The sequence below is a fragment of the Streptomyces sp. NPDC020917 genome, assembly GCF_044333795.1.
Classification (GTDB): domain Bacteria; phylum Actinomycetota; class Actinomycetes; order Streptomycetales; family Streptomycetaceae; genus Actinacidiphila.
On sequence record NZ_JBIRRR010000001.1, the window covers coordinates 473,168 to 492,632 of the forward strand.

Genomic DNA, 19,465 nt, shown 5'->3' on the forward strand with positions numbered 1-19,465 from the left:
CGCGTTCCCAGCGGCCCGGGCCGCCTGCGGGCTGTTCTGCGTTTCTTCGCGTTCAACACCCGCCGTGGCAACGGCGGTTGGGCTCTGCCCCGGGGACCCAGGAATGCCCCTGCCGGCGGTTCGGCCGGGGCGCCGACGGACGCCTGCTCCCGCTGAAGGCGGAGGGGATCCGCGCCCTCTGCGCCCACGCGCCCCATACGGAGCCGCCGGCAGCCCCGTAAATCGGGTGTCCGCTGCCGAACTCCCCGGTAGCGTGCGCCCGCATGGCATCAGAACTGCAACGACCCCCCCTCCACGCGGACGAACGCACCGCGCTCATCGGCTGGCTGGACCTGCAGCGGCAGATCCTGCGCTGGAAGTGCGAGGGGCTCGAGGACGAGGACGCGCACCGTTCGGTCATCCCGACGTCACCGGCCATGACGATGGCCGGCCTGATCTCCCACATGCGCTGGACCGAGCACATGTGGCTGGAGGTTGCGTTCCTCGGCGGTGACGAGAAGCAGAACCCGGCGTTCGACGAGTCCACCGAGGACGCCGACTGGCAGACCGAGGGCCGCCCGATCGCCGAACTCCTCGCGGAGTACGAGGCCCAGTGTGCCCGCAGCAACGAGATCGTCGCCGCCGCGTCCCTCGACGACGCCGGACGCCACCCGGGCTTCCGCGCCGGCAGCGCCAACCTCCGCTGGATCCTCATCCACCTCGTCGAGGAGACCGGCCGCCACGCCGGTCACGCCGACATCGTCCGCGAACTCCTCGACGGCGCGAAGGGCTACTACTAGCCGATCCCGCCGACCGGGCGTCCTTACCGTTCCGACTGTATATAGTGTGCATGTACAGTTGAAGAGGAACGGAGGTCCGTCGTGCGCGTGGTGTTGTCCAACAGCGCGGGTGTGCCGCTGTACCAGCAGATCAAGGAGCAGATCGGCGGGGCCATCCTGTCGGGGGAGCTGGCCGAGGACAGTGCCCTGCCCTCGGTCCGCGCCCTCGCGCGCGATCTGCGGATCAGCATCATCACCACCAACCGCGCCTATGCCGAGCTGGCCGCCGAGGGGTTCATCGCCACGGTCCCCGGCAAGGGCGCCTACGTCCTGCCGCTGGACACGGCCCTGGTGCGCGAGCAGCTGCTGCGCCAGGTGGAGGAGGGCCTGCAGTCCGCCGTGGACGCCGCCGACAGGGCCGGCCTCGACCGCGAGGATCTCATCGAGATCCTCGACGGGTTGATGCAGGCCGAGCCCGAGCACGCCTGAGAGCGGGAGGATCCTCCATGGCCGGCGATCCGGCGTTCGCCCTGCGGGGCGTGGACTGCGCGGTGGGCAACGGTTTCGCGTTGCGCGATGTCAGCTTCGAGCTGCCGACCGGTTACGTCATGGGCCTCATCGGGGCGAACGGCGCCGGCAAGACGACCACGATCCGCTGCCTGCTGGGCATGCGCGGCATCGACAGCGGCACGATCGAGCTGCTCGGCCACCGCGTTCCCGGCCCCGTCTCGCTGCGCCAGGACGTCGGGGTGGTGTTCGACCACACGTATCTCGTGGGCGACTGGCGGCTGTTCGAAGTCGAGCGGACGCTGCGCCCCTTCTACGGCCGCTGGGACGGCCTGCGCTACCGGCAGTTGCTCGACGAGTTCGGCCTGGACCTGCGGGCGAAGGTCAAGGACCTGTCCCGCGGCATGGCGATGAAGCTCATGATCGCCGTGGCCCTGTCGCACCGGGCGCGCCTGCTGGTCTTCGACGAGCCGACGAGCGGCCTGGACCCCGTCGCCCGGGCCGAACTGGTGGGCATCATCGGGGACTTCCTGCTCGACGAGGGGAACAGCGTGCTGTTCTCCACGCACATCACCTCCGATCTGGACCGCATCGGCGACTACGTGACGCTCATCCACGGCGGCCGCATCGTCCGCACCGGCCCCAAGGACGAGATCCTGGACGCCTACCGGGTGGTGCGGGGCGGACCGGACGATCTGAGCGGCCTGGTCGGCGTCGAGCTGATCGGTGTCAGGCGCACCTCCAGCGGGGCGGAGGCCCTTGTGCGCACCGAGGAGGCCGACCTCCTGGGCGGTGGCGTCCTCGTCGAGGCGCCCACGCTGGAGGACATCGCCCTGCACGTCGGATCGCGTGCGACGCGACCGGTGCCACCGCTCGGCGGCCGGCGGGGAGCCGTCGCATGACGGCCGTGGTGCGCATGGCGGTGCTGCACATGCGGACCGTCGCGCCGTACCGGACGCAGGGCCTGCTGGTGTTCGGCCTGCTGATGGTGGTGCTCGCCCGCAACCCCGACCATGTCGTGCCCGCGCTCGCGATGCTGCTCGCCCCGCTGGTCGCCGTCCACCCGTTCGTCGTCGCCGACAAGGCGGACCTGCGGACGCTGTACGCCGTCCTTCCCGTGCCGCACCGCACGGTGGTGCTCGGGCACTACGCCTGGGCCCTGGCGAGCTTTCTCGCCACCGTCGGCGCGGGGGCGGGCGTGGCCGTTCTCCTCGCGCGGGCCGAGGGCGTGCCGTTCGCAGGCCGCAGCGCGCTGACGATCCTGGCGCTGTCCTGGGCCCTGTTCGCGGTCAACATCGCCATCCAGTTCCCGCTCCTGATCCGCTTCGGGTACGCCCGCACGAGCATCCTGGGAACCACCATGCCGCTGGCGCTGGTCATGGTGGCCGTCGTCCGGCTGCACCTCTCCCTCGCCTCCGTCCACACCTGGCTGCCGCTGCTGTGGGCGGCCGGCCCGGTCGTCCTGGCGGCCTCCGCGATCCTGGCGGCGCGCATGCCGGAACACCGGGGCAGGTGACGGGCATGAGCGCGCGAACGCCGGGGGCACACGGGGAAACGCCGGGAGCACGCGTCGAGCGGGTCTGGTACGCCGCGTACGGGTCGAACATGAGCGGGGTGCGGCTGGCCTGCTACCTGGAGGGCGGGCGGGCGGAAGGGGCGCTACGGGGGTGCGCGGGGGCGCGGGACGCGTCGCCGCCGCTGCGGTCGGTGGGGGTGGAACTGCCGGGCGCGGTGTACTTCGCGACGCGGTCGCAGGTGTGGGGCGGCGGGCGGGCGTTCTACGACCCGGACGCGGCCGGGCGGGCGCTGGCCCGGGCGCACCTGATCACGGCCGAGCAGTTCTCCGACGTCGCCGCGCAGGAGATGTACGGCGAGCCCGGCACCGACCTGGACCTGACCGAGGTGCTGGCCTCCGGCCGCTGCACGCTGGGGCCCGGCCGCTACGAGACGCTGGTGCGCGCCGGCTCGCTCGACGGGCTGCCGCTGCTCACCTTCACCGCGCCCTGGTCCCTGACCGACGTGCCGTGGAACCCGCCCGCCGCGGCCTACCTGGAACACCTGCGGGCCGGCCTGCGGGAGGCCGGCACGTGGGACGACGCGGCGATCGCCCGCTATCTGGCCGGCTGCCCCGGCGCCGCCGGCCACTGGACGGCCGACGGCGGGACGCTCATCCCAGCCACGCAGGGGCCAGCGCCGACCGGGTGAGCAGCCGCGGCGCGCCGCTGCCGTCGGCCGGCACGCTGTAGAGGTCGGAGCCGTAGTCCCCGGGCATCGCGTACACCAGCGTGTGGTCGTCGGACCACACGGCCTGGTCGTCGACGTCGCGCCGCTCGGCCGTCGGCTGCTCGCGCCCGGTCGCCAGGTCCAGCACGTACAGCCGCCACGGCGCGTCCGAGGGCAGGCCCGGGACGCGCTTCTTGTACGCGACGCGGGTGCCGTCGGGCGACAGCGACGGGCACTCCACGTTGGTGTGCACGGTCACGGCGGTCCTGGTCGCGGTGTCGCCGCGGATCAGGTACGTGTGGCCGCCGGTGGCCATCGTGGCGTAGAAGTGCCGGTCGTCCCGGAAGGTGACGCCCCAGAAGTTGACGTCGGCGGCGCGGACCCGGGCGCCGTCCCGGGTGACGGCGTAGTCCTCCAGCGTCGGCTGCAGGACGCCGGTGCGGGTGTCCAGGATCGAGGTGCGGGTGGAGAAGTTCGTGCCCGCGTAGCTGTCGCCGCCGACGAACACCGTCCAGGCGACCATCCGCCCGCTCGGCGAGACCCGGGCCCGGGTGGGGATGCCGGCCAGGCCGATCCTGCGGGTCTCGTGCAGCCGGGCGTCGAGGACGACCGCGCGGTACGAGTCGCTGACCGGCCCGCGCACCGCCTGCAGGCAGATGCCGGTGCCGCCGGCGGCGTAGAACCGCAGGCACTTCACGCCGGACGCCTTCCGCGGACCGGCCGGTTCGCCCGCCGGAACGCTGGTCAGCTCGTCGCGGTGCGGGCCCCACGCCATCGAGCGGAACACGACGCGAGGCGCGCCGCCCGCGGCCAGCGACACCGTGCCGGGGCTGACCGCCGGCCCGCCCGCCTGCACCTGGTCCTTGCGGTGCGCGCGGTCCGCGGCCCGCCACACGGCGACCCCGGCGACGCACGACAGGACGAGCACGCACGCCAGCAGCACGAGCAGCCGCCGGCGCGCGCTCATACCGGCGTCCCCGGCCGCGCCCCCGGGCGCACGCCCCGCCACGTCCTGGACCGCACCTCGTGCGGCTGGCGTACCCGCCGTGTCCCCGGTGGCGTCAACGGTGATGTCGCCACCTGGGTGCGCGGCCGTGGCGCCCGGGGCTGGCGTGCCCGCCGTGTGTCCGGTGGCGTCAACGGTGATGTCTCCACCTGCGTGCGCGGCCGCGGCGCCCGGGGCTGCCTCGACCGTGAGGTCGCTCGCCGCGTCCCCGGGCGCACCTCCCGCCGGTTTCCCGGCCACCTCACCGGACCTCCGGTCAGCCATCCGCGTCCCCTTCTCCTGTTCCTCCGGCGCTTCCAGGGCCACCAGCGTCTCCCGCCGGCGCCGCAGGCTCCGCGCCCGGCCGCAGCCGCAGCGACAGCAGCACGCTCAGTGCCAGCGCCACGGCCGCGCCGCTCAGCGCGGACCGGTCGCCCCACGCCGTCCATGCCGCGCCGAAGGCGATCGAGCAGACGAACCGCGCCGCGGCCTGCCCGGTCTGCACCAGCGCCAGGCCGCTGGAGCGCAGCGCCGCCGGCACCGACCCGGCCGCGGCGGCCATCAGCACGCCGTCGGTGGCCGCGTAGAACGTGCCGTGCAGGGCGAGCACCAGGTACGGCAGCACGCCGGCCCGCAGGTGCGAGAGCAGCAGCCCGTAGGCGGCGAGCAGCGCGAGGTGCCCACCGACGAACACCCGCCAGCGGCCCTCCCGGTCCGCCCACCGGCCCAGCGGCACTGCGAGCAGCAGGAACGCCCCCGCCGTGCCCAGCGGCAGCAGCGCGAACCAGCGGTCGGGCACCCCCAGCCGCCGTTGCAGCAGCAGGTAGACGAACGAGTCGCTGACCGTGGCCAGGCCCAGCGCCAGCGCGCACAGCGTCAGCCCGCGCAGCTCGCGGCGCCCCAGCAGCGCTAAAGCGGCCCGCAGCGACGGGCGTTCGGCGGCGGCAGCGGGGGGCTGCCCGGGGAGCTCCGAGGGCCGGGGCGGGGCGAGTTCGGGGGAGCGGGACGGCACGAACAGCAGCAGCACCACCACGCCCAGCGCCGCCACGCAGAAGCTCACCGTGAACACCGCGTCGTAGCCCTCGGCGGCCCGGCGCAGGATCAGGAACGCCACCAGCGGACCGAGCAGTGCGCCGGTGGTGTCCATCGCCCGGTGCACGCCGAACGCCCGGCCGCGGGTCTGCGGCGGCGAGGCGAGCGAGATCAGCGCGTCGCGCGGCGCGGTGCGCAGGCCCTTGCCGGTACGGTCGGCCGCCAGCACCGCGCCGATCAGCGGCAGCGTGTGGACGGCCAGCAGCAGCGGCTTGCACAGCGCGGACAGCCCGTAGCCGAGGGCGGCGACCGGCTTGTGCCGCCCGCCGCGGTCTGCCAGGTGCCCGCCGATCAGCCGGACCAGCGCGCTGAACCCGTTGTAGACCCCGTCGAGCAGGCCGAATCCCAGCGGTGACAGGCCGAGACCGGTGACCAGGTACAGCGGCAGCACGGCCGTGACCATCTCCGACGAGACGTCGGTGATCAGGCTGACCGCGCCGAGCGCGAAGACCGTGGCGCTCACAGCCGACCGCCCGGGGAGCGGGCCCCGGGCGGCCGGTGCGGTCACCGCGGGCTTGCTGCCGCGGCTCTCGCTGACGTACATCGGTCAGTTGGACCAGATGCCGGCGATGTCCGACGCGGACGCGGCCTGGCCGGCGTGCGTCGACGTCCCCGCCAGGTCCTCCAGCGTGCGCAGCAGGTTGTAGTGGTTGTAGGTGGTGGCGCTGGAGCTGCCCGCGGTGACGGGCTGCCCGTAGAGCACGGTCGGGATCCGGTTGCCGCTCAGCGAGTTGTCCTCGTCGAAGGTCACGACGAGCAGGCTGTTGTGGGTCTTGGCCCAGGTCGCGTACGCGCCCAGGTTGTTCTTGAGCCAGGTGTCGCCGGTGGCCACCGAGCAGTCGTGCATGTCGTCGCACAGGTTCGGGATGACGAAGGACATCTTCGGCAGGGTGCTGTAGTCCGTGGGGAACTGCGCGAAGGTCTTCGCGGTGTTGGTGGGCACGTTGCCGAAACCGAACCACGGGTCGTGCTTCTGGGCGTAGTTGCCGCTCTTGCAGACCGTGGAGCCCTGGCTGGGCAGTGTCTCGTTGTAGCTGCCCCAGGTCTTGCCGGCCGCGATCACCTCGGAGCCGAGGTTGGCGGCGGAGCTGAATCCGGGGGTGACGCAGCTGTCGTCGGTGACGCCCTGCGTCGAACCGGAGAACAGGGCGTAGTAGTTCGGCTGGCTCGGGTGCGTGATCGCGTAGCTCTGCGTGAGGTTGGCGCCGCCGGCCTTCAGGGTGTTGTTGAGGTACGGGGCGCTGGAGCTGCCGATCACCTGGCTGTAGGCGTGGTTCTCCATGACGACGACCACGACGTGGTCGGGGCTGGGCACGGCGCTCGCCGCCGAGGCGTTGCCACCCAGGCCGGCCCACACACCGGCGGACGCGGCGGCGAGGCCGCCGGCGGTGAGCAGGGCGGTGCGGCTGCGGCGGGACGGGATCCACCCGGGCACGGTGACCTCCGGAGGGGGAGACGAGGGGGGAGATGAGGGGGGAGACGGCTGGAGAGGGCGCGAGGAACGGACAGGACGGCGGTGTGCATGTCAAAACTAGGCCGGTTGGGGCTCCTGGGACAGATGGTTTCCGGTGAAATACCGGCGAACGCTCGGCGCACGGTCAGGGCGCGGGCGGCAGCGTGAGCACCAACCGCACGCCCTGCTCCAGGGGTTGGGCCGCCACGCCGCCGCCGTGCGTCTCGGCGATCTGCCGCACGATGGCGAGGCCGAGGCCCGAGCCGGGCAGCGAGCGCGCGGTCGGGGACCGGTAGAAGCGGTCGAAGACATAGGGCAGGTCGGCGGCGGGGATGCCCGGCCCGCGGTCGCTCACCGACACCGCTCCGGCCCGGGTCGTCGTCACCGCGACCGGCCCGCCGTCTGGGCTCCATTTTACTGCGTTGTCCACCAGGTTCCCGATCGCGCGCTCCAGGGCGTCCGGGTCGCCGTGCACCATGCACGGCTCCAGTTCCGCGCTGAACGCCAGGTGCGGCGCGCGTGCCGCGGCCCGGTCCACGACCCGCCGCGCCAGCAGGTCCACCCGCACGTCCTCGGTGTGCGCACGTGTGGCGCTGCCGTAACGGCCCAGGTCCACGAGGTCGTTGACGAGGGTGGTCAACTCGGCGGCCTGCGCCCGGGCTTCGCTGACCAGGAGCGGCGCCTGCGGATCGGCCACGCCCGCGCCCTCGCCGAGGAGTTCGAGGTTGGTGGTCAGGCTCGTCAGCGGGGTGCGCAACTCGTGCGAGGCGTCGGCCACCAGACGCCGCTGGGCGCCGACCGAGTCGTCGAGCGCGGTCATCATGGCGGCGAACGAGCGGGTCAGCCGGGCGATCTCGTCGTTCCCGTCGGCCGTCAGCCGCGCCGAGAGGTCCTGGGTGGCGGTGACGTGCTCGACGGTGTCGCTCAGCCGGCGCACCGGGCGCAGCACCCGGGCCGCCGCCAGCCGCGCCGCGAGCGCCGCCAGCACGCTGCCCGCCGCGGTGATGCACAGCAGCAGCAACTCCAGCCGGCGCAGCGTCGTACCGACCACCGAGGTGGGCACCGCGGCGCGCACCAGCGTGCCGTCGTTGCCGATCAGCGGGGCGGTGTAGACGCGGTAGCCGACCCCGCCGTACACGACGTCCTCGAAGTACGGGGCGTGCCGCCCGTCGGCCACCGCGACGTCCGTGGCGGTCACGTCGACGAAGCCGCCGCTCGGGCCCACCTCGACGGGGGCCACCACGAACTGGAGCAGGATCGACCCCACGTCGAAAGGGCGCTGCGGGATGACGGAGCCGGGGTCCAGGCCGGGCGAGCCGGAACTCCCGTCGCCCCCCTGCCCCTTCGGGTCCGCCGATGCTTTCGGGTCCGCCGCCCCCTTCGGGCTCGCCGACGCTTTCGGGTCGGCCGACCCCTGCGGGGAGGCGGTCCTGCCCGCCGCCTTCTGCTTGAACGCCCGCACCAGGTCCGGCGCCTGCTGGGCCGCGGCCAGCAGCGCACTGTCGTGCTGCGCCTTCAACCTGGTGCTCAGCGACGGGTACAGCACGAGCGAGGCGACCGCCAGCGCCGCGAGGACCACCGCGCCGCCGGCCAGCGCGACGCGGTTGCGCAGGTTCACTCCGGTTCCCGGAGCACGTACCCGAGCCCGCGCACGGTCTGCAGCAGCCGCGGCTCGCCGCCGGCCTCCAGCTTGGCCCGCAGGTAACTGACGTACACCCACAGGGCGTTGGACGACGGGCCGAAGTCGTAGCCCCACACCGAGTCGAAGATCAGGGTGCGGCTGAGCACCCGGCGCGGGTTGCGCAGGAACAGCTCGAGCAACGCGTACTCGGTCCGGGTCAGCTCCAGCACCCGTTCGCCGCGCCGGGCCCGGCACGCGGCCGTGTCCAGCGCGAGGTCGGCGAACTGCAGCACCTCGTCGTCCGCGCCGCTGCGCCGCAGCAGCGCTCGGATCCGGGCCCGCAACTCCTCCAGCGCGAACGGCTTCACGAGGTAGTCGTCCGCGCCGGCGTCCAGGCCCGCGACCCGGTCGGCGACCAGGTCGCGGGCGGTGAGCATGAGGATCGGCGTGCGGTCGCCGCGGGCCCGCAACGTCCGGCACACCTCCAGCCCGTTCGGCTCGGGCATCAGGATGTCCAGCACCACCGCGTCATGCCGGTGCGCGGCCAGCGACTCCAGCGCGGCGAGGCCGTCCGCCGCGACCGACACCTCGTATCCGTCGCGGACGAGGGCGTGCGCCAGTGAACGCCGTACCGCTTCGTCGTCGTCAACCACCAGCAGGCGCATGGCCACAGGGTGCCGTACCCGATGTCAGGCCGTGGCCGGAACCGGCCGGACCGCGCTCTTGGCGGCCGACTTCTTCAGCGTCACCAGGGCGTCGTTCAGCCGCTTCGGCGTGACGCCCAACTGCCGTGCGATCGCGGCGAACTGCGGGCTCGTCGGGTCCACGCTGCCCTTGGGGCCCGAGGCGAGCTCCCTCAACGCGTCCAGCGCGGCCCGTGCCTTGGCCTGCGGCACGTTCAGCAGCCTGGCCAGGTCGGCCGCGGAGAAGACCGGGCCCTGCCCCCCAGGCTCCCCGGGCTTGCCGCCCTTGCCGGGCTTGCCGCCCTTGCCCGGGTGGGCGTCCGGACCGAAGACCTCGACGAGCAGCCGGGTGGCCTGCTGCCGGCTCACGCCGAGATCCTTGACCAACCCCTGCACCACGGCAGGGTCCTTGAGATTGCCGCCGTCGGAGCCGAGCCGCACCTTGGCGTGGCGCAGCGCGGTGTCGAGGCGCGCCACCGTGACCCCGTACCGCTTGGCCAGCGAGGCCAGCCAGTCGTTGCCCCTCCCGTCCTTGCCCGCCTTACCCGGCTTCCCGGCCTTCCCCGGGTCCGCCGGCGCGGTGATCGTCCCCTTGCCCCCGGCGTCCGCCGACGGCGTCCCGGCGGCCACCGCGGCCCCCGTCATCCCGACCGTCATCACCAGCGCCGTCCCCGCGGCGATCAGTCCTGTCCTGTGGCGCATCGCGCCCCCTTCGCTCGCCGGGCCGGCCCTTGCCGGCCCTCCGACTCCCGCAGCACACCACCCCCGGCTTCAGGCCACCCACGCCCGCACCTTAGGAACACCCAAGAGCCGCCCGCCGTGCGCGCGGCCCGTTGATCGCGCACCGCCGGGGGGCCGGGCGGCCGGCCGTGCGGGCGGGGGAGACGGTCACGCCCGGTGACCGGCGGGGAACCGGCGGGACCCTCCGGACCGGCGGACACGCGGGGCGCCGGCCGCCCGCCGGGAGCGCGGGCGGACCTGCGGCGGGACGTGGGGTGGGGGGCCGCACCCGTGGTGGGTAAGTTGAGAGGACCACGCGACCGCGTACCGGGCCGACCTGCCGGGAGGGCACCATGCAGGGCCGACGCAGCAGTACGTTCTCCCGGCTGCTGCGCCACGGCTTCACCGATCCGGCCACGGCCGAGCGGCTGCTCGACGCCGAGGTGCTCAGCGCGGTGCGGACTGACCCGGTGCTACTCGACGCGCTGGGCGGCACCGCCGACCCCGACCAGGCGCTGCTGGCCCTGGTCCGGGTCACGGAGGCGCTGGACGAGCCGGAGCGGCAGGTGCTGCTCGACACGGTGACCACCGCCAAGCCGCTGCGCGACCGGCTGCTGGGCGTGCTCGGCGCGTCCGAGGCGCTCGGCGACCACCTGGCCCGGCACCCCGCGGACTGGCACGCGCTGGTCACCTACGAGGCCGCCGACCTGCACCCGGGTGTAGCGGAGTTCGAGCACGGCCTGGCGGGCGCGGACACGCCCGACGCGCTGCGCGCCGCGTACCGCCGCTGCCTGCTGGGCATCGCCGCCCGCGACGTGTGCGGCACCAGCGACCTGGTGCGCACCGCCGCGGAGCTGGCCGACCTGGCCACCGCCACGCTGCGGGCCGCCCTGGCCATCGCCGCGGCCGAGCAGCCCGAGGACGCCGCCGCGTGCCGCCTGGCCGTCATCGGCATGGGCAAGTGCGGCGGCCACGAGCTGAACTACGTGTCCGACGTCGACGTCATCTTCGTGGCCGAACCGGTCAACGGCGCGGACGGCCCGGACGGCGCCGACGAGAACCGGGCGATGCAGGCCGCCACCCGCCTGGCCGCCCGCATGATGCGGGTCTGCTCGGACACCACCGCGGAAGGCACCATCTGGCCGGTCGACGCCAACCTGCGCCCGGAGGGCAAGAACGGCCCGCTGGTGCGCACCCTGTCCAGCCATCTGGCCTACTACAAGCGCTGGGCCAAGACCTGGGAGTTCCAGGCGCTGCTCAAGGCCCGCCCGGTCGCCGGGGACCAGGCACTGGGCGAGGAGTACATGTCCGCGATCCGCCCCATGGTCTGGCAGGCGTCCGAGCGCGAGCACTTCGTGACCGACGTGCAGCAGATGCGCCGCCGGGTCGTCGACAACATCCCGGTCGGCCAGGTCGAGCGCGAGCTGAAACTGGGCCCCGGCGGCCTGCGCGACGTGGAGTTCGCGGTGCAGCTGCTGCAGCTGGTGCACGGCCGCTCCGACACCTCGCTGCGCAGCGCCACCACGCTGACCGCGCTGGCCCAGCTGGCGGCCGGCGGCTACGTGGGGCGCGCCGACGCGGCCGCCCTGGACGAGGCGTACCGGTTCCTGCGCCTGATGGAGCACCGCATCCAGCTGCAGAAGATGCGCCGCACCCACCTCGTCCCCGCGGACGAGGCGTCGCTGCGCCGGCTCGGCCGCGGCCTGGGCTTCCGCTCCGATCCGCTCGCGGGCCTGAACCGGGAGTGGAGGCGGCACGCCGTGGAGGTGCGGCGGCTGCACGAGAAGCTCTTCTACCGGCCGCTGCTGGACGCCGTCGCCCAGCTCGGCGCGGAGGAGAGCCGGCTGAGCACCGACGCCGCCCGCGAGCGCCTGCAGGCCCTGGGATACGCCGACCCGGCCGCGGCGATGCGGCACCTGGAGGCGCTGGCCAGCGGCGTCACCCGCAAGGCGGCGATCCAGCGGACCCTGCTGCCGGTGCTGCTCGGCTGGTTCGCCGACTCCGCCGACCCCGACGCCGGCCTGCTCGGCTTCCGCAAGGTGTCCGACGCGCTCGGCAAGACGCCCTGGTACCTGCGTCTGCTGCGCGACGAGGGCGCCGCCGCGCAGCGGCTGGCCCGGGTGCTGTCGTCGGGCCGGCTCGCCCCCGACCTGCTGATGCGCGCCCCCGAGGCCGTCGCGATGCTCGGCTCCAACGAGGCACTGGCGCCGCGCGGCCCGGCCGCGCTCGAGCAGGAGGTGCTGGCCGCGGTCGGCCGCGCCGACGGCGCCGAGCAGGCCATCGCGGCGGTCCGCGGGGTGCGCAGGCGCGAGCTGTTCCGCACCGCCGCCGCCGACCTGATCGACACCTACGGCGACGACTCCGAGGAGCACCAGGAGGCGGTGGACGCGGCCGCGATCGTCGACCGGGTCGGCGCCGCGGTGTTCGGGCTGACCTCGGCGACACTGGCCGGGGCGCTGCGGGCCGCCGTCAACGCCGTCACCGGCAACGACGCGCAGCCGCTGCCCACCCGGTTCGCGGTCATCGGCATGGGCCGCTTCGGCGGCGGCGAGCTGGGCTACGGCTCCGACGCGGACGTGCTGTTCGTCCACGAGCCGTACGACCAGGCCGACGGCGGGGAGGCGGCCAGGGCCGCGCTGGCCGTCGCCGACGAGCTGCGCAGGCTGCTGCAGATCCCCACCGCGGACCCGCCGCTGCTGATCGACGCCGACCTGCGCCCGGAGGGCAAGAGCGGCCCGCTGGTGCGCAGCCTGGCCTCGTACGCCGCGTACTACCGGCGCTGGTCCCTGGTGTGGGAGAGCCAGGCTCTGCTGCGGGCCGCGCCGGTGGCCGGCGACCCGGGCCTCGGGGAGCGGTTCATCGAGCTGATCGACCCGCTGCGCTACCCCGAGGGCGGCCTGCCCGAGGACGGCGTGCGGGAGATCCGCCGGCTCAAGGCGCGGATGGAGTCCGAGCGGATACCGCGCGGCGCGGACCGCACCATGCACGTCAAGCTGGGCCGCGGCGGCCTGTCCGACATCGAGTGGACGGTGCAGCTGCTGCAGATGCAGCACGGCGCCCGGCTGCCGTCGCTGCGCGGCACCGGCACCCGGCAGGCGCTGGCCGCCGCGCACGCCGAGGGCCTGATCGACGCCGCCGACACGCGGGTGCTGGACGACGCCTGGGTGCTGGCCACCCGCGTGCGCAACGCGGTCATGCTGGTCCGCGGCCGGCCCGGCGACACCTTCCCGAGCGACGGCCGGGAGCTGTCCGCGGTCGGCCGCTACCTGGGCTACCCGCCCGGCCACGCCGGCGACATGCTGGAGGACTACCGGCGCCACACCCGGCGGGCCCGCGCGGTCGTGGAGCGGCTGTTCTACGACGGCTGAGCCCGCTGAGCCGGCCGAAGGCCGCTGGGGCGGCCGTACCGCCCGTGCCGCCCGTGCCGGCGGGGCGGCCGCCCGGAACGCCCGGAAGAGGCCGCACGGCGGCCCTCGCACCGGGTCAGAGGTGCGGCGCCACCCGCGGCAGCCGGTACACCCACCGGCCGTACAGCCACGACACCAGCGCGTAGCCGACCGCCAGGAACAGCGCGCCGCCGACCGCGTCCAGCCAGAAGTGGTTGCCGGTGGAAATGATGACCGAAAGGGTGAACAGCGGGTACAGCGCGCCCATGATCCGCGCCCACAGCGGCCGGGCCAGCGTCACCACCGTGATCCCGCACCACAGCGACCAGCCGATGTGCATCGACGGCATCGCCGCGTACTGGTTGGACACGTGCGACAGGCTGCCCTGGGACAGCGACCCCCAGGTGTGGTGCACCGCCACCGTGTCGATGAAGCCCTTGCCGGGCATCAGCCGCGGCGGGGCCAACGGGAACGCCCAGAAGCCGATCAGCGCCAGCAGGGTCGTCAGGAACAGCACCGAACGGGCCGGGCCGTACCGCTCCGGATGGCGCCGGTACAGCCACACCAGCACACCGATGGTGATGATGAAGTGCAGCGTGGCGTAGTAGTAGTTCATGCCCACGATGAGCCAGGTCACCGAGTTCACCGCGTGGTTGACGCCGTGCTCGACGGCGAGCCCCAGGTGGTGCTCCACGGACCAGACCCAGTCGGCGTGCCGCAGCGCCACCGACCGCTGCTCGGGAACCGCGTTCCTGATCAGCGAGTAGATCCAGTAGCTGATGCCGATCAGCAGTATCTCGAACCACAACCGGGGCCGCCGCGGGGCACGCAGGCGGCCCAGGAGGAGGGTGCGCCGGGGCTGCGCCCGGTCGGCGTCGCGGGCTCCGTCGAGCGTCGTGGAACCGGTGGAGCCCGGGGCGGCAGCCGTGCGGCCTTGCGGCGTTCCGGCGGTCTTCGCGGTCGATTCCCCCATAGGACACCAGTCTGCCAGATTCCTCACCGCGTACCGGCGTTCCCCGGGTCACACCTGTGTCGAATCGGACACTCCCTGTTGCGGTGACTGGCGCGGAACCGGCGCCCCGGAAGCGGCCGGCGGGTGGTGCTTCGCGGCTGCCGACGCGGGCACGGCCGCGGTCGAGCCGCGCACCACCAGCTCCGGCATGAACACGAACTCGCTGTGCGGCGCGGGAGTGCCGCCGATCTCCTCCAGCAGCGCGTTGACCGCGGCCTGGCTCATCGCCGTCACCGGCTGCCGGATGGTGGTCAGCGGCGGGTCGGTGAACGCGATCAGCGGCGAGTCGTCGTAGCCGACCACCGAGACGTCCTCCGGCACCGACAGGCCCTGCTGGCGGGCCGCCCGGATCGCGCCGAGCGCCATCATGTCCGAGGCGCACACGATCGCGGTGCACCCCGAGGCGATCAGCGCGGTCGCCGCGGCCTGCCCGCCCTCCAGCGTGTACAGCGAGTGCTGGACGAGCGTGCGGGACTCCTCCTCGGACAGGCCCAGCACGTCGCCCATGGACGCGATGAACCCCTCGATCTTGCGCTGCACCGGCACGTAGCGCTGCTGCCCGACGGCCAGCCCGATCCTGCGGTGGCCGAGCGCCGCCAGGTGCGTCACCGCCAGCCGCACCGCGCCCCGGTCGTCCGGGGAGACGAACGGCGCGTCGACCTTCTCGGAGTAGCCGTTGATCAGCACGAAGGGCACGCCCTGGCCGTGCAGCCGGGCGTAGCGCTCCATGTCGGCGGTGGAGTCGGCGTGCAGGCCGGAGGCGAAGATGATGCCCGCCACCCCCCGCTCGACCAGCATCTCCACCAGCTCGTCCTCGGTGGAGCCGCCGGGCGTCTGGGTGGCCAGCACGGGCGTGTAGCCCTGCCGGGTCAGCGCCTGGCCGATGATCTGGGCGAAGGCCGGGAAGATCGGGTTCAGCAGCTCCGGGGTGATCAGCCCGACCAGGCCGGCGCTGCGCTGCCGCAACCGGACCGGGCGCTCGTAGCCGAGCAGGTCGAGCGCGGCCAGCACGGATTCGCGGGTGGCCGCCGAGACGCCGGGCTTGCCGTTGAGCACCCGGCTGACTGTCGCCTCGCTGACCCCCGCCTGGGCTGCGATGTCTGCGAGCCGTGCGGTCACAGCACCGGATGCTAGGGGACGGAACGCCACCACGTCAGATCGCCCACCAAACTGTTGTGTCTGCGGCGATCACGGAGGTGCGGGAAGAATCGCCATCATCCGCCCCACCCGGCCGGACGTCGGCGCCGCTGGACAGCAGCACCTCGCCCGGAGTGGGGATCGCGACCGGCCGCGAGGTCAGGTTCACCACGCACAGGAAGCCCTGCCCGCCCGCGGCGCCGTCGCGCCGGAAGGCGAGGACGCCCTCCGGCGCGTCCAGCCAGGTCACCTCGGAGCCGGCGCCCAGCGCCGGGTGCCGCCGGCGCAGCTCCAGCGCCGACCGGTACATCTCCAGCGTGGAGTCGTAGGTGCCGGTCTGCGCGGCGACGCTCAGCTCGGCCCACTGCGCGGGCTGCGGCAGCCAGCTCGGGCCGCCGTCGACCGGCCCGAAACCGTACGGCGGCTCGCTGCCGGACCACGGGATCGGCACCCGGCAGCCGTCGCGGAAGCCGTCCTGGCCGGCCGCGCGGAAGAACGACGGGTCCTGGCGCACCTCGTCCGGCAGGTCGGTGACGTCCGGCAGGCCCAGCTCCTCGCCCTGGTACAGGTACGCCGAACCCGGCAGCGCGAGCATCAGCAGGGTCGCCGCCCGCGCCCGGCGCAGGCCCAGCGCGCGGTCGCCCGGGGTGCGCAACTGGGTACCCAGACCGGGCGGGTTGGCGAACCGGGTGGCGTGCCGCGTCACGTCGTGGTTGGACAGCACCCAGGTGGCCGGGGCGCCCACCGAGCCCATCGCGGTCAGCGACTTGTCGATGACCGCCCGCAGCGCGGTCGCCTCCCACGGGGTCGTCAGGTACTCGAAGTTGAACGCCTGGTGCAGCTCGTCGGGCCGCAGGTACAGCGCGGCCCGCTCGATGGTCGGCGTCCACGCCTCGGCCACCGCGATGCGCTCCCCGGAGTACTCGTCCAGGACCCGGCGCCAGTCGCGGTAGATCTCGTGCACGCCGTCCTGGTCGAAGTACGGCATGGGCGCGGTGCCCAGCAGCGCCAGCTGCTCCTCGTGGCCGATGTCCGGCAGCCCGGCGGCCTTCACCAGGCCGTGGGCGACGTCCACCCGGAAGCCGTCGATGCCCAGGTCCAGCCAGAACCGCAGCACCGAGCGGAACTCGTCGTGCACCGCCGGGTGGTCCCAGTTGAAGTCCGGCTGCTCGGGCGCGAACAGGTGCAGGTACCACTCGCCGGGGGTGCCGTCCGCGTCCGTGGTGCGGGTCCAGGCCGGGCCGCCGAAGATGGACTCCCAGTCGTTCGGCGGCAGTTCGCCGTGCTCGCCCTTGCCCGCGCGGAAGTGGAAGCGCTCGCGCAGCGGGGAGCCCGGCCCCTCGCGCAGCGCCTGCTTGAACCACTCGTGCTGGTCGGAGCAGTGGTTGGGCACCAGGTCGACGATCACCCGCAGGCCCAGGTCGTGGGCGGTGCGCACCAGGTCGTCGGCGTCGGTGAGGGTGCCGAACATCGGGTCCACCGCGCGGTAGTCGGCCACGTCGTAGCCGGCGTCCGCCTGCGGGGAGGCGTAGAACGGCGACAGCCAGACGGCGTCCACGCCCAGGTCCCGCAGGTACGGCAGCCGGGCCGTGACGCCCGGCAGATCGCCCATGCCGTCGCCGTTCCCGTCGGCGAAACTGCGCGGGTACACCTGGTAGATGACCGCGTCGCGCCACCAGTCTCTGCGCTCGGCGTCGTCGGCAGCGGCGGCGGAGCTGGGCGCGTCGGTGAGGTGCTGGCTCATGGAATCCCTTGTTGGGGTGGTGGTGGGCTCATACCCCGCCCGGCGGCGGGGATGGCATAGGTGCACTACGGGGTCGTCGGCGCCCCTCGGTCGGCTCGGGCGTGAGCCCTCAGCCCTTGGTCCCGCCTGCCGTCAGGCCGGTCACCAGATGCTTCTGGACGAGCATGAAGACGATCGCCGCGGGTATCGCGATGACCACCGAGGCGGCGGTCATGCTGCCCCAGTCGGCGCGCTGGTCGGCGGCGAAGGTGCGGATGCCGACCGCCAGGGTGGTGTGCGGGTCGCGCATGAACTGGTTGGAGTACGCGACCTCGCCCCAGGCGGTCAGGAAGCTGTAGAAGGCGGTGACCGCGAGGCCCGGCTTGGCCAGCGGCATGACGAGCCGCCAGAAGGTGCCGAACGGCGTCAGGCCGTCGACCCGGCCGGCCTCGTCGATCTCCCGCGGGATGGTGTCGAAGTAGCCCTTGAGCATCCAGGCGCAGAACGGCACCGAGATCGTGCAGTAGACCAGGACCAGGCCGATGTAGGTGTCCAGCAGGTTCAGCTGCACCAGCAGGTTGTACAGCGGCACGATCAGCACGGCCATCGGGAACATCTGGGTGACCAGGAAGGTCCACATCAGCGGCCGGTGGCCGGGGAAGCGCATCCGGGACACCGCGTAGCCGGCACTGGCGGCGACCAGCACGCCCAGCACGGTGGTGGCCGCGGCGACGATCACCGAGTTGAGGAACCACCGCGGGAAGTGGCTGTGCAGCAGCACGAACCGGTAGTTGCCGAGCCCGAGGTGGTCCACCACCTCGTGCGGCTGCTGCCACGCGGTGCTGGGGCCGAGCGAGATGAAGACGATCCACAGCACCGGGAAGACGGCGATGGCGCTGGCCACGAGCAGGGTGGCGTGCAGCGCGACCGAGGCGCCGACGCTGCGCTCGTTGCGGCCGCGGGTACGGGCGCCGGCGGCCGTCCCGGTGCGGGCGGTACGGGCGGTGCGGCGGCCGGCGGAGCCGCCGTGGGTGGTTGCACTCATGGTCGTCCGGCTCCTAGTCCTGCGTCTTGATCTGTCGGCGGTAGAAGGTGGAGAACGCCACGAGGATCAGCAGGATGACGATTCCGTAGGTGGCCGAGCCCGCGTAGTCCGCGGCGCCGCCGGAGAAGGCCATCTCGTAGGCGTGCGTGACGAGGATGTCGGTGTCGCCGGTGGTGTTGTTGCCGAGCAGCAGGTAGATGATCGGGAACATGTTGAACGTCCACACCGTGGACAGCAGGATCACCGTGCTGGTCACCGGGCGCAGGCCCGGCACCGTGACGTTGAGGAACCGCTGCAGCGGCGTGGCGCCGTCCATCTCGGCCGCCTCGTACAGCTCGTTGGGGATGGCCTGCAGGCCGCCGAGGATCGCCACCATCATGAACGGCACGCCGCACCAGATGTTGACCAGGATGACGGCGACCTTCTGGGCGAGCGGGGTGCCCAGCCAGTCCTGCGCGGGCAGCCCGACCTTGGTGATGATGTCGTTGAACACGCCGTACTGGGAGTTGAACATCAGCCGCCAGGCGAAGACACCGATGAAGGCGGGCACCGCCCAGGGCAGGATCAGCGCCATCCGGTAGAACAACCGGAACTTCACCGGGCGGTTGAGCAGCATCGCCATGGCCAGGCCGATGGCGTAGGTGATCCCCACGCAGGAGACCGTCCACACGATCGTCCACTCCAGGCGCGGGTAGAAGTCGCCGTCGGCACCGGAGAGGACCTGCCAGTAGTTGTGCAGCCCGACGAAGTGGTAGCTGGCCGGGATGTGGATCGGGCCGATGTTCTGCGCGACGTTGCGCTCGTTGGCGTTGGTGAACGACAGGTACAGGCCGTAGCACAGCGGGTAGAGCACCAGGACGCCGATCACGATGACCACCGGGGCGACCATCGCCCACGCGTACCAGTGCTTGTCCCACGACCGCCTGATCGCCTGCAGCGGCGTGCTGCTGCGGCGTTTGGGCGGGCGCGGCGCGGCCGCCCGGTCCCGGGCGGGCTCCTCCATGGTGGCGGTGGTCATCGCTCCTCGGCTTCTCGTCGCATCTCTACATCGGGTGTCCCGGCAGGGGACTGACCGGACCGGCCGGCCGGGCGCGTGGGCCCCGCGCCCCGGTGGGGACGG

Annotated in this window: 17 protein-coding genes; 6 read left to right on the top strand and 11 right to left on the bottom strand. The window is 73.4% G+C overall.

Annotated elements, in window-relative coordinates; all coding sequences use genetic code 11:
• Positions 1 to 263 precede the first annotated feature (263 nt).
• From ACH4TG_RS02030 to ACH4TG_RS02050, 5 genes are all read left to right on the top strand, one after another.
• Positions 264 to 779: a DinB family protein gene (locus ACH4TG_RS02030; protein ID WP_398239802.1), complete on the top strand. Its 516-nt coding sequence runs from the start codon at positions 264 to 266 to the stop codon at positions 777 to 779.
• Positions 780 to 860: 81 nt separating this feature from the next.
• Positions 861 to 1,247 carry a GntR family transcriptional regulator gene (locus ACH4TG_RS02035; protein WP_398239804.1) on the top strand — a complete coding sequence of 129 codons (387 nt, stop codon included), beginning with the start codon at positions 861 to 863 and terminating at the stop codon, positions 1,245 to 1,247.
• A 17-nt stretch (positions 1,248 to 1,264) separates the two neighbouring features.
• Positions 1,265 to 2,167, top strand: a complete 903-nt coding sequence (locus ACH4TG_RS02040; RefSeq protein ID WP_398239805.1) for an ABC transporter ATP-binding protein — start codon at positions 1,265 to 1,267, stop codon at positions 2,165 to 2,167.
• Complete coding sequence (locus tag ACH4TG_RS02045; RefSeq protein ID WP_398239807.1) at positions 2,164 to 2,781, top strand: ABC-2 transporter permease; 618 nt, start codon at positions 2,164 to 2,166, stop codon at positions 2,779 to 2,781. The genes ACH4TG_RS02040 and ACH4TG_RS02045 overlap by 4 nt, the downstream gene beginning before the upstream one ends.
• A gap of 5 nt (positions 2,782 to 2,786) precedes the next feature.
• A complete protein-coding gene (locus ACH4TG_RS02050) occupies positions 2,787 to 3,470 on the top strand; it encodes a histone deacetylase (RefSeq protein WP_398239808.1) in 684 nt (227 codons plus the stop codon).
• On the opposite strand, the gene ACH4TG_RS02055 is transcribed toward ACH4TG_RS02050, so the two are convergent.
• From ACH4TG_RS02055 to ACH4TG_RS02080, 6 genes are all read right to left on the bottom strand, one after another.
• Entirely contained in the window at positions 3,433 to 4,455 is a 1,023-nt protein-coding gene (locus tag ACH4TG_RS02055) for a TolB family protein (protein ID WP_398239810.1), read from the bottom strand. The two genes, ACH4TG_RS02050 and ACH4TG_RS02055, sit on opposite strands and share 38 nt — an antisense overlap.
• Positions 4,456 to 4,750: 295 nt before the next feature.
• A complete protein-coding gene (locus tag ACH4TG_RS02060; protein ID WP_398239811.1) occupies positions 4,751 to 6,109 on the bottom strand; it encodes an MFS transporter in 1,359 nt (452 codons plus the stop codon).
• A gap of 3 nt (positions 6,110 to 6,112) precedes the next feature.
• Entirely contained in the window at positions 6,113 to 7,000 is an 888-nt protein-coding gene (locus tag ACH4TG_RS02065) for an alkaline phosphatase family protein (RefSeq protein ID WP_398239813.1), read from the bottom strand.
• Positions 7,001 to 7,163: 163 nt separating this feature from the next.
• The gene (locus ACH4TG_RS02070; RefSeq protein ID WP_398239815.1) at positions 7,164 to 8,636 is read right to left on the bottom strand and encodes a sensor histidine kinase; all 1,473 of its coding nucleotides are present in this window, start codon (positions 8,634 to 8,636) and stop codon (positions 7,164 to 7,166) included.
• Positions 8,633 to 9,304 (bottom strand): response regulator transcription factor, encoded by a 672-nt coding sequence (locus tag ACH4TG_RS02075; protein ID WP_398239817.1) that lies wholly within the window; start codon positions 9,302 to 9,304, stop codon positions 8,633 to 8,635. The genes ACH4TG_RS02070 and ACH4TG_RS02075 overlap by 4 nt, the downstream gene beginning before the upstream one ends.
• Before the next feature lie 24 nt (positions 9,305 to 9,328).
• Positions 9,329 to 10,024, bottom strand: coding sequence for a hypothetical protein (locus tag ACH4TG_RS02080; RefSeq protein ID WP_398239819.1), 696 nt, complete (start codon positions 10,022 to 10,024; stop codon positions 9,329 to 9,331).
• A gap of 371 nt (positions 10,025 to 10,395) precedes the next feature.
• On the opposite strand from ACH4TG_RS02080, the gene ACH4TG_RS02085 reads away from it, so the two are divergent.
• Positions 10,396 to 13,410 carry a bifunctional [glutamine synthetase] adenylyltransferase/[glutamine synthetase]-adenylyl-L-tyrosine phosphorylase gene (locus tag ACH4TG_RS02085; protein ID WP_398239821.1) on the top strand — a complete coding sequence of 1,005 codons (3,015 nt, stop codon included), beginning with the start codon at positions 10,396 to 10,398 and terminating at the stop codon, positions 13,408 to 13,410.
• 115 nt (positions 13,411 to 13,525) lie between these two features.
• On the opposite strand, the gene ACH4TG_RS02090 is transcribed toward ACH4TG_RS02085, so the two are convergent.
• The 5 genes from ACH4TG_RS02090 to ACH4TG_RS02110 form a co-directional block, all read right to left on the bottom strand.
• Positions 13,526 to 14,401 (bottom strand): phosphatase PAP2 family protein, encoded by an 876-nt coding sequence (locus ACH4TG_RS02090; protein WP_398239822.1) that lies wholly within the window; start codon positions 14,399 to 14,401, stop codon positions 13,526 to 13,528.
• Positions 14,402 to 14,449: 48 nt separating this feature from the next.
• Positions 14,450 to 15,559, bottom strand: coding sequence for a LacI family DNA-binding transcriptional regulator (locus ACH4TG_RS02095; RefSeq protein WP_398239824.1), 1,110 nt, complete (start codon positions 15,557 to 15,559; stop codon positions 14,450 to 14,452).
• Positions 15,560 to 15,593: 34 nt separating this feature from the next.
• Positions 15,594 to 17,321, bottom strand: coding sequence for a glycoside hydrolase family 13 protein (locus tag ACH4TG_RS02100; RefSeq protein WP_398239826.1), 1,728 nt, complete (start codon positions 17,319 to 17,321; stop codon positions 15,594 to 15,596).
• Between the two features lie 109 nt (positions 17,322 to 17,430).
• Positions 17,431 to 18,345: a sugar ABC transporter permease gene (locus ACH4TG_RS02105; protein WP_398239827.1), complete on the bottom strand. Its 915-nt coding sequence runs from the start codon at positions 18,343 to 18,345 to the stop codon at positions 17,431 to 17,433.
• Positions 18,346 to 18,358: 13 nt separating this feature from the next.
• Positions 18,359 to 19,363 (bottom strand): carbohydrate ABC transporter permease, encoded by a 1,005-nt coding sequence (locus ACH4TG_RS02110; protein ID WP_398239829.1) that lies wholly within the window; start codon positions 19,361 to 19,363, stop codon positions 18,359 to 18,361.
• Positions 19,364 to 19,465: the final 102 nt, after the last annotated feature.